At 45.2% G+C, this 17,292-nt stretch carries 13 protein-coding genes; 3 read left to right on the top strand and 10 right to left on the bottom strand.

Going from position 1 to position 17,292, the window contains the following annotated elements; translation table 11 throughout:
- Positions 1-52: 52 nt before the first annotated feature.
- Together ybaK and ACYX4M_RS14690 are read right to left on the bottom strand one after the other, a co-directional pair.
- Positions 53-523 (bottom strand): Cys-tRNA(Pro) deacylase, encoded by a 471-nt coding sequence (ybaK, locus tag ACYX4M_RS14685; protein WP_476080663.1) that lies wholly within the window; start codon positions 521-523, stop codon positions 53-55.
- Complete coding sequence (locus tag ACYX4M_RS14690; RefSeq protein WP_476080664.1) at positions 520-2,988, bottom strand: penicillin acylase family protein; 2,469 nt, start codon at positions 2,986-2,988, stop codon at positions 520-522. The genes ybaK and ACYX4M_RS14690 overlap by 4 nt, the downstream gene beginning before the upstream one ends.
- 98 nt (positions 2,989-3,086) lie before the next feature.
- On the opposite strand from ACYX4M_RS14690, the gene nagZ reads away from it, so the two are divergent.
- The gene (gene nagZ / locus ACYX4M_RS14695; RefSeq protein WP_476082887.1) at positions 3,087-4,097 is read left to right on the top strand and encodes a beta-N-acetylhexosaminidase; all 1,011 of its coding nucleotides are present in this window, start codon (positions 3,087-3,089) and stop codon (positions 4,095-4,097) included.
- Between the two features lie 130 nt (positions 4,098-4,227).
- On the opposite strand, the gene ACYX4M_RS14700 is transcribed toward nagZ, so the two are convergent.
- From ACYX4M_RS14700 to ACYX4M_RS14715, 4 genes are all read right to left on the bottom strand, one after another.
- Positions 4,228-4,743, bottom strand: a complete 516-nt coding sequence (locus ACYX4M_RS14700) for a cob(I)yrinic acid a,c-diamide adenosyltransferase (RefSeq protein WP_476080665.1) — start codon at positions 4,741-4,743, stop codon at positions 4,228-4,230.
- An 89-nt stretch (positions 4,744-4,832) separates the two neighbouring features.
- The gene (locus ACYX4M_RS14705) at positions 4,833-6,473 is read right to left on the bottom strand and encodes a CsiV family protein (protein ID WP_476080666.1); all 1,641 of its coding nucleotides are present in this window, start codon (positions 6,471-6,473) and stop codon (positions 4,833-4,835) included.
- Position 6,474: 1 nt separating this feature from the next.
- Positions 6,475-9,972, bottom strand: coding sequence for a transcription-repair coupling factor (gene mfd, locus ACYX4M_RS14710; protein ID WP_476080667.1), 3,498 nt, complete (start codon positions 9,970-9,972; stop codon positions 6,475-6,477).
- Between the two features lie 58 nt (positions 9,973-10,030).
- Positions 10,031-10,633, bottom strand: a complete 603-nt coding sequence (locus ACYX4M_RS14715; protein WP_476080668.1) for a PilZ domain-containing protein — start codon at positions 10,631-10,633, stop codon at positions 10,031-10,033.
- Positions 10,634-10,825: 192 nt separating this feature from the next.
- Here ACYX4M_RS14715 and ACYX4M_RS14720 point away from each other — a divergent pair, with 192 nt between their 5' ends.
- Positions 10,826-12,190: an FtsX-like permease family protein gene (locus ACYX4M_RS14720; protein ID WP_476080669.1), complete on the top strand. Its 1,365-nt coding sequence runs from the start codon at positions 10,826-10,828 to the stop codon at positions 12,188-12,190.
- Positions 12,191-12,267: 77 nt separating this feature from the next.
- Positions 12,268-12,831 carry a phosphoribosyltransferase gene (locus ACYX4M_RS14725; protein ID WP_118489551.1) on the top strand — a complete coding sequence of 188 codons (564 nt, stop codon included), beginning with the start codon at positions 12,268-12,270 and terminating at the stop codon, positions 12,829-12,831.
- Positions 12,832-12,854: 23 nt separating this feature from the next.
- On the opposite strand, the gene ACYX4M_RS14730 is transcribed toward ACYX4M_RS14725, so the two are convergent.
- The 4 genes from ACYX4M_RS14730 to xthA form a co-directional block, all read right to left on the bottom strand.
- Positions 12,855-14,297 (bottom strand): sensor histidine kinase, encoded by a 1,443-nt coding sequence (locus ACYX4M_RS14730; RefSeq protein ID WP_476080670.1) that lies wholly within the window; start codon positions 14,295-14,297, stop codon positions 12,855-12,857.
- Complete coding sequence (locus ACYX4M_RS14735) at positions 14,294-15,469, bottom strand: FIST signal transduction protein (RefSeq protein ID WP_476080671.1); 1,176 nt, start codon at positions 15,467-15,469, stop codon at positions 14,294-14,296. Before ACYX4M_RS14735 ends, ACYX4M_RS14730 begins: the two co-directional genes overlap by 4 nt.
- A gap of 111 nt (positions 15,470-15,580) precedes the next feature.
- On the bottom strand, positions 15,581-16,222 hold the full coding sequence (locus tag ACYX4M_RS14740) for an energy-coupling factor ABC transporter permease (RefSeq protein ID WP_476080672.1): 642 nt from the start codon (positions 16,220-16,222) through the stop codon (positions 15,581-15,583).
- A gap of 42 nt (positions 16,223-16,264) precedes the next feature.
- Positions 16,265-17,074 carry an exodeoxyribonuclease III gene (xthA, locus tag ACYX4M_RS14745; RefSeq protein ID WP_476080673.1) on the bottom strand — a complete coding sequence of 270 codons (810 nt, stop codon included), beginning with the start codon at positions 17,072-17,074 and terminating at the stop codon, positions 16,265-16,267.
- Positions 17,075-17,292: the final 218 nt, after the last annotated feature.

The raw sequence follows: 17,292 nt of genomic DNA on the forward strand, positions 1-17,292 counted from the left end.
CGCGTAATTAGTTTTTGCTAGCGCAGTTAACGATGTTTTAAATTGCGCTAAGTTAACTTACCGAAATATCTGCAAATCTAGCGCTTGTCATCAAAGCCAAATCGGCAGGGGAAAGCGCCACTTCTAACCCACGCTTTCCTGCGCTCACATGCATAGTAGTAAGGCCTTCAGCGCTTTTGTGAATTACGCAGGCTAACCGCTTTTTCTGGCCCAACGGGCTTACCCCACCTAACACATAGCCTGTAGCAACCATTACCGCGTTTGCCTGCGCCATTTCTACCTTTTTCACACCTAATGCTTTCGCCATTTTCTTTTCGCTTAGCTTGGTGTTTACCGGTACTACAGCAACAGCCAGTTTGTTGGTGTCTGTACTCACCACTAAGGTTTTAAATACGGTGTTAGCGTCTAAGTTTAGCTTTTCGACCGCTTCTAGCCCGTAGGAAGTCGCGTTCGCATCGTGTTCATACTTTAATACCTTATGGGCTATACGCTTTTTGGTAAGAACTGTGATTGCAGGTGTCATTCAACCTCTTTTTTATAAAATGTTCGGCTATGTATAGGTTCACTCGGTAGTAGAGGCGTTGCCGCATGGGTGGCATAGTCCTTAAAACCTGCTGTAAAAAAATCTGACAGCGGGTGTCCGCTCTGCCCACCAGGTAAGGTCAGAATGGCATCTTCTAAATGACCTGGGCTTACAAAGAATCGCTCAGAAGCACCAAAGCTAGGCGCTTGAACCGCAGGCATGTAGGTATCGCCAAAGCCTTCTACTTGCTGCATATTTAACATGCTTCCTACTAATGGAATTTGACTAGCGAAAGGGTGCTCTACAGATAAAGCGTTGACCTTACCCCAGGCTAATGTTTCCATGTCAGCTTCTACCGGAGAATACTTATCTAGTAATTTGTGTTTAGCGCGTCTGTAAGCATCTACTAATAACTCGTCGAAACTTTCAGTGTCGGCAGGCAGCCATGAATCAGGCTGGCTATGAATAAGCTGCCAAGTGGCAGGTTCGATGCCTCGTAGCAGGGTGCGGCTGTTTATACCTTGTTGATCTAGGTTAGAAAGTAAACCACCAAAAAGCGTTTGTATCACTTCGCGCCTAAAGTGTTTAACTAGGGTGTAGCCTACCGAGTCTTCACATGCGCACTCTTTCCACGCGTTTAAATAAGCAAGGTCTGGTTTGAATTCAATGTCTTGCATGTTAAGCAAGCCGTATAACAGGTGTTGCCACGGAATAAGAAAGCGGGCGTGATTATCTAGCTGAATAGCGTAAAAATCGGTTTCACTGAAGGTGTCTTTTTCAAAAAGCCTGTCCCTTATTTGTTGCCCGCGGGCCCCTAGGGCATAGCCACCATCACCCCATACTTTGAAGTCGTCAGCGGAAATTACTCTGGCATTGGCTGTCCATATTCTTCCCATTTCTGGGTTCAACACCATAGGCAGTTTTGTAGCACGCTCTGGCACCGTCGCGGCTTGCTGTTTTATGGCGGTGAACGACGCCGTTTGCCTATCCATTACCGCGCCGCCAGGAAGCCACGCAGCATTGCCCGTTTCATCTACAATAACTAAATTTTGAGTTGGAATGGCAATGCGTTTGCCTATGGTAATAGCTTTTTGAACATCCTTTGCAGCGCCGAAATTGATGATACCCAAATTAGCAGCAAAGGGATGATGCGCGACCCAGTTCAGCGCGTAACGTTTGCCGTTAAGTTCTCTTACAGGACCGTATTCGCTTACTTCAAATGTGAACTCATGCTCACCGTCCGGTAGGGGAATACGCTCTGTTACAGCATTCGTGGGCGTTGTATTATCTAGCTCTATCCAATCCACATTATCAAGGTTCGCGTTTGTAAAGCCCCAGGCGATATGACCGTTGGTACCCACTACTATTCCAGGAATACCTGGTAAAGAAACGCCAGTTACCTGCACATCGTTACCCGATTCCTGGTAGTTAAGCTGGGCGCGATACCAGATGATAGGGACGCGCAAGCCTAAGTGCATATCGTTCGCTAAAAGGCCTGCTCCTGTTACTGTGTGACTTCCTGTAACCGCCCAGTTGTTACTACCAATGTCAGGAGGCTCTGTGCCGTTATATTGGGCACGAGCAATCGCTGTGTTGTTGTTTTTGCTATTGCTTGTAGTTTTCGCGGTTGTAGTAGTTGATGTAGAAGTGGTAGAGGTAGAAGTATCTGAGCCTTGTTTTGTGTTTTGTTCGCTGCTCTTTTGGGTACTGGGCTCCGCGCTTTGGCCGCTTCCATTTTTCTGCTGGTTGGTAAGGGTACGAAGAGTAGCTGGATAGTCGGGTATTTCAGCCTCAAGTAGCGGGATTTCGCTGGCATCTAAGGCAGCTTGATAATTGCTTGGCTGGGTAATAAAGCTATATATATCACTTCCGAAAGTTGAAAGTAGTGCCTCTCTCGCTAAATCTAGTTCTACTTGTGTGCCTTGTAAGTCTAGGTACATGCTGTAAATAACTAGAATGCTGTCGGTGGGCTGCCATTGCTTTATGTCAACGCCTGCTGCGAGGTACTCAAAGGGCGGCAAGGTGTATTCATCCAGTGCGTCATTTACGCCGTGAGCGTAGCGTACTAACAACTCTTGCTGGGTTGAAGGCAGGCTGTTGAATACGGCTTTTGCTCGTTGTTCGAATTGGTGAAAGCGGGCTTTTTTATCAATATCTAGGGCTACTTCGCCCACCCATTGCGACAAACTTCCCGAAGCGGCGCGACGTTGTAAGTCCATTTGAAAAAAGCGGTCTTGTGCGTGAGCAAAGCCTAAAGCGTAGGCTGAATCGAAAATATCGTCGGCGTTAATGACGGCATGACCCAAGCTGTCGCGGCTTAGCTCGGTTTTTGCGGTCACGTGGTAGGTGGCACTATTGCCATCGAGTGCGGGTAAGCTTAGCCGAAGCGATATATAAATCCCCAGCGCCGCAATTAGAAGCAGTGTTAAAACACTTAAAACCAACCACTTGAACCAATTTATCACGTGTAAAACTCCCTATTTTTCTCTATCCTAACCACAGAATTAGCAAATTTGAAGTGATGTTTTATGACACATACAAAGGCGGTGCTGTGGGACCATTAATGTTGGATTGCCAGGCTGAAGAACTTGCGCCTGAAGAAATGGAAAAGTTAGCCCATCCAGTTGTAGGTGGCGTAATTTTATTTAGCCGTAATTATCATGATAAGCGCCAGCTTTCTGCGCTTGTTCAAGATATAAGACGCTATGCCAAACGCCCAGTACTGATAGCGGTTGATCACGAAGGCGGGCGTGTGCAGCGCTTTCGTGAAGGTTTCACCGCAATACCTGCTATGGGAAATATTTTAAAGCAGTCAGAACATCAGGATGAAAGTGCAGCGTATGCTAAGGCATGTGGGCTAGTATTGGCACATGAACTCAAAACCATAGATATCGATTTTAGCTTTGCGCCTGTGCTTGATATTAACGGTGTATCACAAGTTATTGGCGACAGGGCATTTGCAGATAATGCAAACGAGGTAATACGCCTTGCTACCCATCTTATACAAGGGCTAAAAACCGTAAATATGCCCGCCATTGGAAAGCATTTTCCTGGGCACGGCAGTGTGGCACCCGACTCACATATTGCTTTACCGGTAGATGAGCGAGATTTTGATGAGATAAGAAGTACTGATATGGTGGTGTTTGAACGCTTAGTTGAGCGCACTATGCTTGATGGCGTTATGCCTGCCCATGTTATTTATAACCAGGTGTGCGATAAGCCAGCAGGGTTTTCACTAAAATGGCTACAAGATGTGCTTAAGCGCGACTTGGGCTTTGGTGGCGCTGTATTTTCTGATGATTTGTCTATGCATGGCGCGAGTGTTGCCGGAAGTTATGTAGAGCGCGCCGAAGCTGCGCTAAATGCCGGCTGCGACATGGTCCTCGCTTGCAATAATCCAAAAGGGGCAGAAAGTATTCTGGATGGGTTAGAAGCACGCTTTTCTAACTTAAATGAGAGCGATTCACAGAAGCAAGAGCGGGTTATGGCGCTTTACGGGCGGGTTATGCCTGCAGGGCTTAATGATAAGTACGACAGTGCCGTTGAGTTAATAAAGCAATTAAGCGAACGGTAGGTGTTATACCTACCGTTTTATTTTTCGTTTATGCTAGTAAGTTATCTCGGTGTACGTTTGCCTGCTTCATAGCTGATTTTATGACTGCCTGTTTCCTTGGGCACATCATTGGCAATTCGATACCCGCACTTTACACCTTAGTTTCGTCTACCCCGGCTTCTACATTCACAAAGCGCGCAAAAGTGAAAAGGAAGTCGCTTAAGCGGTTTAAATACGCGTGTAATACTTCGGGGACGTCGTAGTGCTTGGAAAGGCTGATAACAGCGCGTTCAGCACGGCGACAAACAGCACGGCATACATGAGCTTGCGCAGCAGCTTTACAGCCGCCGGGCAGTACGAATGACGTATTGGGCGGCATTTTACTTGTAATGGTGTCTATCAGGCTTTCTAAGCTTTCAACGTCGGCTTGCTTTAATGTAGAGCTTGCAGAGATAGCAAAGCCAGCTTGAAACAGGTTACGTTGAATATCGTGCAACATAGGCTGATGTTCCTCAGCAACATGAGCGGCTAACAAACCAATATGGCTATTAAGTTCGTCCATGTCGCCGTAGCTTTGTACTACTAAGTCGTCTTTATCAACACGTACGGCTTTGTCGGCATAAATCTGCGTACTGCCTTTATCGCCAGTGCGAGTGTAAATTTTCATAAAAACTAATTCTCTTAACTAAATTTCTTGCTTGCCTTATTTAGCGCCGCACTTTTTATGCTGATAACTAGCAGCTAGCGCGCATAGTGCTACTCGCTGACTTCAGGACGATTGTAACGGCGGATCTGCACGACAAACCCAAACAATGGGTGGTCAAAGTAGTGCAGTTGCGTACTGATCACCCTTCGTTGTTCGGCTAACGGGACCGACACCAACTTGTATTCGGTTGTTGTTGCTTGGTTCGCTGCCACGTTTCTGTTCTCTTCACTGCTAAAGTAGCTAAGTGGCACTGGCTGGCGGTAGAACATCTCACCGTCCACATGAAGATACGGCACGCGGTTGATGTATTTAAGAAATACTTTTATTGTGCCGTCAATTTCCCAAATAGGCGTTCTGAGCGATGGGGCTAGGGCGTTGTCGTCACCTTGCTCCACAATTATGGCGGTATCTAGCGCCTTAAACGCTTCATACTTTATAGCTTGTGGGTTTGATAGCCGGCGTTCGATATCAGCAAAAATATCTGAAGTGGTGGCTATGTCGGCTACGCTTTTAATAGTTGCACTGCTTTCATCATTATTCAAACCTGCGGTGGCTTCATAGCCGAACTCTGTATCACTGTTGGCAGGCTTAACAAGGGCGACGTTCCCTTGTTGCTCTCGCATGTCGCCATTTTTGTCGTACTGTTGCGCGTAGTTCAGACCGCCGTAGAGTCTAACGTCAAAAGCATTGTTTTTACCGAACATTACAGGCTGACGCCAGGTAGCATGAAATAAGCGTTCTAGTTGTCGGTTCGAACGAATTTGGCGAGAAATAGATGATAGCGCCTGTTGCTCACTAGTCAGTAGATGCGCTTTTGAAGCGAGAGGCCAGTCGTGGCCTTCAACCACAATAGGTAAACTAGCAGGGGCTGGCATTCTGTTGTCTGGCTTGTTGACCTTCCATACAATTGCCGGCTTCAGTGCAGTCTGAATTGAGGGCGCTTGGTCTGAGTTACCGTTTGTTAGCGCCTCATTGATTAGATCACGCTCTGTCGAGGCCATAACGTTTAATACAGTGGTGATCTCTGCGCTAAGCCAAGGTTTTGCTTCTTCGCAATATTTAAAGGCTGGTACAGTAACAGGCGTAGTTTGTTTTACGCCAAAAAACGATGTCCAGTAGCTAGCGATAGTGGCTGCATCTGGTGCGTTACCTGCGGTCTCGGCATCTGAATAATCTGTGTTGCTGGTATACCCAGTTGATGAATAAACTGCGTTATCTTGGCTTTTGTTAAACGCTGTTTCCTTTTGATTATTTACATCTTGAGTACGAGACGAGTTGTCTGCCGCCACGCTTGAAGCATCACTATAGGCGCCCTTGCTCTTAACGCTATTTTGTGTGCTAGATGGGGTAGCTAGCGATAAAAAATCTACATCTTTTAAAGGAATATCAAAAAGGGTTTCGTTTGGCCATTTTATCCTAGTATCTGCATCGCAAACGGCTAAGCCTTGCTTTAAATAGCTAATATCGGGGGCAATTACGTCGCTGATAATGTCTGCCTCAGCGCGAGGGGCTGACAGATTGTCGGCTAGCGAAAATTGCTCTTCTAACTCAGTCAGTGCCACGTTGCGCTTAAACGCAATCACTTCCACATCGAACCACCAGCTATCGTTGGCGTAAGCTGTGGTTGAAATTGTTGTTAAAAATACGGCGCTTATTGATGCGACTAACGGGCACCAGCGAGATAACTTCATGTTATCGCGACTCCTTTGCAAAATCGGCAATAATATCGCTAATAAACGCGATGCGTTCTTTAGCTGTTTCGGTCTTTTTCACCAAACGCAGTTTTTGGCTACCTTCAAATTTGAAAGTGTTGGGTTTGGTTTGTACCAAGCTGATTATAAAGCCCGGGTCGACCTTAGTGTTTTCTTTAAACTCTATGGTACCGCCTTGGGCCGACAAGTCTACTTTTAGAATGCCTAACTCTTGGGCTTTTAGTTTAATTTCAGCCACTTCTATCAAATTTTTAGCCGGTTCAGGTAAAAGACCGAAACGGTCAATACACTCTACCTGGAACTCGTCAATATCGTCTTGGTTAGCACAGCTTGCCAAACGCTTGTATAGCGATAGGCGGGTGTTAACGTCGGCAATATAATCTTCAGGTAATAGGGCAGGAATACGTAGCTCGACCTCAGTGTGACCTGATGTTGCATCGTCTAACGACGGCTCTCTACCATCTTTAAGAGCATTCACCGCTTTATCTAGCATATCCATATACAGGCTAAATCCAATGCTGGCGATTTGCCCTGATTGGTCGTCACCTAAAAGCTCACCTGCACCACGAATTTCCAAGTCGTGTGTAGCAAGAGCGAAACCTGCCCCTAGGTCTTCTAGCTGACTTATAGCTTCTAGACGCTTCACTGCATCTTTGGTCATGCGCTTTGGATGCGGTGTTAACAGGTAAGCATAGGCTTGGTGGTGCGAACGTCCTACACGGCCGCGAAGCTGGTGAAGCTGCGCTAAACCTAAATGATCGGCTCGATCCATAATAATGGTGTTTGCGCTTGGTACGTCGATGCCGGTTTCAATGATAGTGGTACATACGAGCACGTTGTAGCGCTGGTGGTAGAAGTCGCTCATTACGCCTTCTAGCTCGCGCTCGCGCATTTGACCGTGCCCCATTGCAATACGAGCCTCGGGTACGATTTCGGCAATCTCTTCCACCGTTCGTGCAATACTTTCCACTTCATTGTGAAGGAAGTAAACCTGTCCACCGCGCAGAATTTCACGCATAATAGCTTCACGGATAACGGCTTTATTACGCTGCTGCACAAAGGTTTTAATTGATAGACGACGGGCTGGTGCTGTAGCGATAATAGATAAGTCGCGCATGCCAGATAACGCCATGTTTAGCGTACGAGGAATAGGCGTAGCGGTTAGCGTAAGTATATCTACATCGGCACGTAAAGATTTAAGTTTTTCTTTTTGACGCACACCAAAGCGGTGTTCTTCGTCGATGATCACAAGGCCTAAATCTTTGTACTTTATATCGCTAGATAGCAATTTGTGCGTGCCTACCACAATATCGACCTTACCTTCGCCAATACGCTCCACCACAGACTTTTGCGCTTTACCGCTGACAAAGCGGCTCATTACTTCAATTTCAAACGGCCAAGCGGCGAAGCGGTCTTTAAAGTTTTCGTAATGTTGCTGCGCAAGTAGGGTGGTAGGCACTAATATAGCTACCTGTTTACCTGCATTTGCGGCAAGGAACGCCGCACGCATCGCAACCTCGGTTTTACCGAAGCCTACGTCGCCGCATACTAAGCGATCCATGGCTGATGGGCTTCCCATGTCGTGCATAACGGCTGCAATGGCTTGCGCCTGGTCGGGCGTTTCTTCAAAGGGGAAGCTGTCTGAGAATGCTTGGTAGTCGTCCCAGTTTATATTGTAAGCAAAACCAGGTTTAGCAGCGCGGCGGGCGTATACATCCAATAGTTCTGCGGCAACGTCACGGACTTTTTCAGCGGCTTTTTGCTTGGCTTTCGTCCAGGCGTCAGAACCTAAAGCGCTTACTGGTGCGCTATCTGCGTCTCCGCCTGTGTAGCGAGAAATTAAATGGAGTGACGCAACAGGTACGTACAATTTTGATTGTTTGGCGTACTCAATACACAAGTATTCAGTGGCAACACCGCCTGCATCTAGCGTTTGCAAGCCTAGGTAACGGCCGACGCCGTGGTCTAAATGCACTACGGGTTGGCCAATAGAAAGCTCGGCTAGGTTGCGGATAATAGCGCTTTCGTCGGTGGCAGTACGCTTATCGCGTAAACGACGCTGGCTTACTTTTTGGCCTAATAGCTCTGTTTCTGTGATAAATAACAGCTCGCCTTCCTGGGTTTGCCAGCGAAAGCTGTTATCAACCATGCCCACTGTGATACCAATAGTATCGTGGCTGGCTATGAAGTCGCTGAAGCTATCAATAATCTTGGGTTTTATACCTGCTTTGGCAAGCACAGTAATCAAACCCTCTCGGCGACCTTGGGTTTCAGCACAAAACAGTACTTTAGCCCCGTTGTCAGTAGCTTGTTTTACAGTTTTAATAAGTCGTTCAGCAGGTACTTTTTTCTGCGAGTTAATCGCAATGTCATCCAGTTTTTCGCACTGAAGGTTGGTAGAACCTTGTTTTTCTTCAAGTACCTTGCTGGAAAGCGACGCACGAGGCCACTGCTTAATAGCACCGAACAGCTCGTTAATGGGTAAAAACAGTTCATCTGGTGCCAGTAACGGGCGAGCTAAGTTGTAGCGATACTGCTCGTAACGTTCTTGTACGTCAGCCCAGAAGAACTCGCTGGCATCTTGCACATCACCGTGAAGTAGAAGCAGGCTTTTCGGGTGAAGGTAATCGAACAAAGTCGCGGTTTGTTTAAAAAACAGAGGCAAGTAATATTCCACACCGCTTGGCATAGTGCCTTTGCTTACCTGAGAAAAGACGCTTTCAGAGGCGTTGTTAGCGTCGAATTTTTCTAAAAACTGCTGGCGAAAAAGGGTTATCGCTTCTTTATCAGTTGGGAATTCGCGAGCGGGCAGCAGGCGAATTTTATTCACGGCTTCGCCAGATCGCTGGGTTTCTGTATCGAAATAGCGAATAGAGTCGATTTCATCGTCGAATAAATCTATTCGAAACGGCTGGTCGCTACCCATAGGGAATAGGTCGATAATACTGCCTCGTACCGAGAATTCGCTATGACTCATCACCTGGCTTACGTGTAGGTAGCCAGCTTGCTCTAGGTTGCGCCTAAATTGATCTCTATCTAATGTATCGCCTTTATTTAGCATCAATAGGTATTTTGCTAAATAGTCGGTAGGCGCAAGGCGCTGCATTAGCGTGTTAACAGGAACAATAAAAACGCCTTCGACTTGTTGGGTAAAGCGAAACAGAGTTTCTAATCTTTGCGAAACAATATCTTGGTGAGGTGAAAAGGAATCGTATGGCAGCGTTTCCCAGTCTGGAAACAGGGTAATGGGCGTATTTTTTTGATTATCGCTTAAGAAAAATGCGATTTCTTTTTCAAGCTTCATTGCCGATGGCGTGTCGGCGGTAATCAATACAATAGGGCCTTCGTATTGGTTTAGCGTTTGGCTAATACATAGCGCGGCGCTGCTGCCTTGAAGCTGGCCCCACTGTTTGTGATCTTGTGATGAGGCTTCTTTTTTAGGCGCAGGTAATGGAAGCGATAATAAAGTGGCTGTCATGACGTCCTGTTTTTTAAATGCAAGATGAGTTTTACGGCTTATATACAGTTGTTAGGGGCTATTCAGATCCCGCTTTTTTTTCTTTCGCCCGTTTTCTTAGTTGCTGTGTTTGAATATGCAAACTGGCGCGAACCAAGAGCTCCTGGTCTTGCTCTCGAATGGTATTGAAAATAAAGGCGATATGGTAACTATCTTCAACTTGCTCGCAAGTAATTACTTCACCAAAACAAAAAATTGCTGCGGCTTCGGCATCGAGAAAAAGCTTTAGTTCTGCATATTTACCTACTTCTAGTGGGTCACTCGACTCGATAATAACGCCACCACCACCGAGCTTTACGGTTTTGTGACGGTACTCGGGCTCATCTTGTTGATGCAATACAAAAGACATCATCAGATCAATTTTTCGCGACTGATGATTTAGGTATTCGGCCAAGGTTTCAGCATGATCGCCTAAGTTTCTTAAAGGGCGAATTGCCTGCGCTTCTAACGCCGCCATTTCACTAGCAATGCGAAATGCATAGGGCATCGACTCTTCAAGGTTTTCCTCATCAGGCACTTTTTCGTTTTCACCTAAAGGGCGCACGTTTGCATTTATGCTGTGCGCAATAGAAAAATACTCATCGAATTGGACTTTTTTTTGTTCTAGGCTAAGTTCGCTCACATCATTCCTCTGCCACTATTTCTTGTGCCGCTAGTCACTTATAAGTAGTATACCGGTCACATGTAGTATACCCACTTTACTATTTTGGGGTTAACCCGTCATCTCGCCTTTGGGCTACTTATCTGAATTATTTATTCACTAAGCATAGCTAAATGTAAGGCAGATTACCGTATTACTGAAAAGCAAGGCGCTATGTTTTATCCTCTTTCTGCATTCATTGCTTATCGTTATGCCAAGTCTAACAAAGCAAGCCAAACCAGTTTTGTCTCATTTATCAACCGATTTTCAGTGGCCGGCATCGCGCTAGGGCTAATGGCGCTTATTATCGTAGTATCCGTAATGAACGGCCTAGAAGGGCAGTTAAAACAGCGCATACTAGGCATAGTTCCCCACATTGAAATTACAAAGACTGAATTTACAAAGACACCCATCCCAACCAACAGCCTTAACAAGACACCCACTCAAAAAGAAGTTACAGAGACACCCACGTTAAAAACTCAAAAGTCGGAATTTACAGAGACACCCACTCAAAATGCGTCCGCGTTGAAGCCTTTAACTTTAAATGAAGTTAGCATGACACCCATCGAAGGCGTTGTTACGAGTATGGACTACAGAGAAGCTGAAGCTGTAGTGCAATCACGCTCAGATTTGCGCGGCGTGCAGGTTCACGGTGTTCAGCCAGATGTGATGCTTGAGCACACCTTAGTTGCAAACCATATGGAGCAAGGCAGATTCAGTGACCTAACTAAAGGTAGTTTCGCCGCCATCATTGGGCGTTCGCTGGCTATCAAGCTTGAAGCGCGGGTGGGCGACAGGTTACGAGTTATGGTGGCAGGAGCCAGTGTTTATACCCCGTTTGGAAGAATGCCAAGTCAGCGGCTTGTAACTGTAGTGGGTGTCTTCGATATGGGCTCGCAAATGGATGACAAGGTGATGTACATGAATCTTGATGATGTGAATCGCTTAATGAGAGACCCCAAAGGCAGTAAACAATCATTGCGTCTCTTTTTGGATGACGCGTTTAATTACCAAGCGGTGGTTAATGAGTTAACTGATAGGGTGGGTGTCTCTGTAAATAATATAAGAACGTGGCGGGAGCGCCAGGGCCCGCTGTTTGACGCTGTAAAAATGGAAAAGAACATGATGACACTCATGTTGCTACTCATTATCGCTGTAGCTGCATTTAACATAGTGTCTGCACTGGTAATGGTGGTCACCGAAAAGCAAGGCGATATTGCGGTACTTCAAACTCAAGGTATGCTGCCTAGTTCGGTAATGTGGATTTTTGTATTGAACGGCTTATTTAATGGCATTAAAGGCGCAGGGATAGGACTTATCTTGGGTGTCTTTATAACCCTTCAGCTTAATAATATTCTGGATGTAATAGGTTCACCTTTAGCGCTCGCCGCTGATGGAAGAGGGCTGCCTATTGAAATGGACGTAGCGCAAATTGTTAGCATCACTTTACTTTCGTTGTTGTTGTGCGTTTTAGCCAGCGTATATCCTGCGCGCAAAGCGATGAAAATAGCACCGTCACAAGCCCTTCAAAACGAATAAATAGTTGAATTTACCGTGCAAAAGGCCGTGAAATTCACTATACTCGCGGTCTTTTAAAATTTGCTCAGTGAGACGTCATGAACAAGAATTTTATCACCTCGCAATCGCTTCTACAGGATTCCTTTCGCTTAGCGGCAAAGGTGTATGAAGACGGCTTCCGCCCTGACTTTATTATTGGTATATGGCGTGGTGGTGCTCCAATTGGTATCGCAGTTCAAGAATTCTTTGAATTTAAAGATACGTCAACTGACCACATTGCGGTTCGTACTTCGTCTTACTATGGAATCAATAAACAGTCGAAAGAAATCCGTGTGCACGGATTACACTACTTGGTTGAAAATGCCAACGCTGACGATAAATTATTGATTGTTGATGATGTTTTTGACTCAGGCCGAAGTGTTGACGCGCTTATCAAGCAAATTAATAAGCTTATGCGCTTGAACATGCCAAAAGACATTCGCATTGCATGCCCTTGGTATAAGCCTCAAAATAACACTACTGATATCGTGCCAGATTACTATGTAAACGAAAGTGATGAATGGCTAGTGTTCCCTCACGAAATTGCTGGTTTGTCAGAAGAAGAAATTCGCGAAGGAAAAGGTGAGTTGGCTGACGTTATGGACATTTTGTTCCAAAAATAGCGTTCCCACAGTTTAAATAGCGATTACGAATCGCTATCGAGTCCGTCTAAACCGCACGAATGTGCGGTTTTTTTATCTGCTAAATTCGTTGGAAACGAGAGCGTAAACGTAGTGCCCACGTTGACCTCGCTATCTACTGCAATAGTGCCGCCCATGGCCTCAACGATAGAAAAAGAAATATACAGCCCCAATCCAGTTCCTTTCCCTGTGGGTTTGGTGGTATAAAACGGCTCGAAAAGTTTTTGCAGGGCATGTTTTTCTATACCACACCCCGTGTCTTTAACGGTGATAATAGTATGGTTATCTTCTTCAAATGAAGAAATAGTTAGCTTGTCTCCATCTTCCATTGCTTGTGCAGCGTTGACGAAAAGGTTAACTAATACCTGATTTAACTTTCCGGTTTTCCCTTTAATTAGAGGGACCTCCGTTAAGTGCTGTTGAATTTTGATGCGGTGTTTTAATTCGCTATTTACCAACCTTAAGGCATGGGCAATACAGTCATTCACATTAATAGTTTCGTCATCCGGTATGTCTGCGTCATGAGAAAATGAACGTAGGCTGGTGATTATATCAGTGACTCTGTTTAACCCTTCTTCAGACTCCCCACATATATCTGCAATTTCATCACTTAATGAATCTATCTTGTTGTGCGATTGCCATAGGATTGCTTTTTGCGCTATTTCCTGCCTTTCTTCATCGCTAGCACTTGATGCCAACTGCAGCACTATGTCCTGCATTTGAGATAAAGCAGGCAATACGTTTCTTAAAAAGTGAATGTTACTATTGATAAACGCTATCGGGTTATTTATTTCGTGGGCTACACCTGCGGCCAATAACCCTAGAGAAGCCATTTTTTCAGAATCGATAAGGCTTTTTTCAACTTTGGCCTTTTCTTCTTTCAACCTGACGGTTTCCAGCGTCATTAATTTGGCCTGCATTCCCATTGCCAATTGCTCGGTAAAGGTGCGGTATCTATTGGCCATATCTACGTATTCTTGGGTGTAGTAACCTAGTGACTGATGGCAAAAAACAATAACGGCCTGCTGCTGATGCACCTTAAACGGGCAATAGAGCACCGATGTGACAGGATTTTCAAATAAGGCTAGGTGCTGTTGCCAAGTCGTTTGTTGTTGAACATTAAACAATGCTACGGGTTCGCTTTTGACTGCGCGAGAAAGAGTGTCGTCTATTTTCCAAACAGTGTTGAGTAAAGCGTCATGCGTGCTGTTGATACATTTCATTCTGCCCGCGCTTTCATTCTCCAGCACAAAGCATACTTCGTAGTTGTAAAGCCCCTGAAAAACGCTAAACATCTTTTTGTATAGGTCTGCTTCATCCTCAGCAGTAAGCAGTACTCGCGTGCCCTCTAGTAAGGCATCACTTTCTTTTTTATGGGCCTCAGCTTGCTGTTTCAAGCGATAAACAAGAGCCAGATCTTCTAAAACGTTTTCGTAATCTTTATTCATCGAGAAAATACTACTGCTGATATCATAAGGTTACCGTGCCTGTTCTTGCCGTCTAAAAAGCGCCCCTGTTCACCAAACGTAAATGGGCCACAGATAGGCAACGAGGCAAACCTCTCTTGTAGGGAGTTCAACATAGCGTTTATTTCATCGCCCACCATTAAACGGCATCCGGCGCAATAGATCATCAATACGCCAATGGGCTTTTTGTTTTCTGGTAGCAGCATAATTGCATTATTAATAACACGCTCTGCGCGGGAGGTAAGGCTGGTGATATTGCCCTCCATTAAAACCAGCTGTTCGCCTTCTGTTACTTCGGAAAAAACATTAAGGGTACCATCCTCATCAACGGAGTCAGGGTGGCATAGAAGATAGTTTATTGCGCCATTTTCAAGCTCGACAGGCTTGCCTAAGGGGGCCGATGACGTTAGGCCCAAAATTTGACCGCCGTTCACCTGATGTGAAATCAGGCCGTTAGTTGCACTATTATAAATAGTGCTGGCTCTGCCATTATCCAGTTGTTGGAGTTGTCGCCCCTGAGCTCTAGTGGCTTTGAGTACCGTCTCAGTAGGTTTATAACCAGAGCTATAGCTTAACCCAAAAGGCGTTGAGGGATATAAAACAGCTACAGCAATGGTTTGAGATCCCCATGAAGTTTTAGTAATGGTGCACCAGTTGCCTGAAACAGTGTTGTCTGCCATCGACCCCCCAAAGATGGGGACTTTTGTGCCAACAACGCTAGCAAAACCTTCAAGTATACTTTCTTCATCACCGGGGGGCAGAGCACACCAAATAAGTGCTGGGCTTTCATACGGCCTTGCGGCGTTTATTAATGCTTCTTCCAGTGCGGATGCACCGGCTTTGAATGAACCGCTTTTGGATAGGTCTGCGCTACCGACACCATAGGCGCCACTATCATCGTCTATACAAAACAGCGCTAGATCACAATTAGCCTTAGCAACACTGTCGTTGCAAAGCAAAGCGCCTAAACAAGAACTAGAGAGAAAAACAGGTAGCTCTGCGTCGCTTATCGTTGCTGCCAATGTTTCTAACGATGCATCCACATTACCATAACCAATGAGTAATGAAGGTTTAGTATCGGTCAATATACTATTTAATTCTGAAGCTATGCTCGCAGTATCGTTGCACTCTAATGCGACTGTCTGAATATTCATTTGGCTCTACCACTGACTTAACAAGTTAATAATAGATTGAAATCAGCAAAACCTTATTAACTATTAGTTTAATAAATTAAATAAGTGAAGTGAGTTAAGAAGACAAAGATTCTAATTGTCGAGATAAAACTTATCGTGGAAGGTATACACCCACGTCGGTTGATAGATGACAAGAAGTGTGATGGCCATTCCATTAAGAAGCGCTTCTGGAAACACCAATAACGGGATGAGTAAAATGTAGTTATCGAAAACGATGTCCCATGTGTATGTGCCTTCGATGAAATAGAAAGCGCCTAAGGATAGTGTTTTGAGTGCAATTGACAGTGCGGCCGGAAAGAAAGCGCATACAAAAATATAAACAAAAAGTTGACGAGGTATATGGTGGAAAGACAGCATGTAGAAAAGATAGGTTGTTCCAATTGGTAAAATAGTTCCAAGCAGACCATTAATACCAAAGTTTTCCCACGCGCCGTAACCTATTAGGTTTGCCCCCAAAAGCGCGATAAAAGAAGCAATGATTGCATTTCTAAAGCCTAACATAAGGGTGAGAACAGAAAGGCCCAGAAAATGAACGTCTAAGCCTTCAAAAATCCCTGCTTTAAACAACCAGAGCACAAATAGAGAAGCAGCAGTGCCGAATATAAGGTGTTGCTGCTGCTTGTTGCGAGCGAAGTGACTAAAATCGATGTGCTTAACCGCGCTCAACAAAAATGCGCCATAGAATAGCAATGCCAACAACTGTAATGAATTCACTGTTACTCCTTAATTGGCGCTGTTTTAATTGCTATCGGCCAACTACTTTTTATATTCAGCCCAAATCGGCGCGTGGTCAGACGGCTTCTCAATGCCTCTTAACTCATAATCAATGCCAGCGTCGTGCAGATGCGAATGCAATGTTTTTGTAGCCAATATCAGGTCGATGCGCAGGCCGCGGTTGTCGTTAAAACCTTTTGAGCGATAGTCGAACCACGAGAACTTGTCATTAGTCTCAGGGTTAAGTGTTCTAAAGCTATCCTCAAAACCCCAGTCGATAAGTGTGTTCAACCACTCACGCTCTTCGGGTAAAAAGCTACACTTGCCTGTTCTCAACCAGCGCTTCTTGTTTTCTTCACCAATACCAATGTCTAAATCTGTATGGGAGATGTTCACATCACCCATCACAATGACGTTCTCATCCGGCGTGTGGTTCTCGTTCAAATACGTCATTAGATCTTTATAAAACTTGCGCTTGGCAGGGTATTTTGTTTCGTGCTTTTCGTTCTCACCTTGTGGAAAGTAGCCGTTAAGGATAGTTAAAGGTTCGCCCGCTTCATCAGTGGTTTTCAAGATGATCATTCTACGCTGGGCATCTTCCTCGTCGGTAGGGAAACCCATAGAAACAGAAAGGGCTTCTTTCTTGGCTAAAAACGCTACGCCATAATGACTTTTCTGCCCATGGAAATAGACGTGGTAGCCCATGGCTTCCACTGCCTCTACTGGAAATTGCTCGTTGTGAACCTTAATTTCTTGCAAACCAATAATGTCTGGTTGGTGAGCGTCAATAACCGCTTGTAGTTGGTGCAAGCGGGCGCGTATGCCGTTTATATTAAATGAGATTACTTTCATGTTTATGTTTTTGTTGTTTCAAGATTGCGGTAATTCTATCAGAAACTCAGCAAGCGCTTAACGAAGAACTATCAATATATTAATGCATTCAGACGATTGCCATGATTAAGTTTATTTATAGCTTGGTAGGTTTAAACAACCCGGAGGAAGGCCGCCGGGAGTGGGCGAAACGAATTAACGTACAATTGGTTTTTTTATAGAAGGACGAAGCGTTATCT

It is taken from the genome of Alteromonas sp. ABV4_150, from assembly GCF_056311745.1.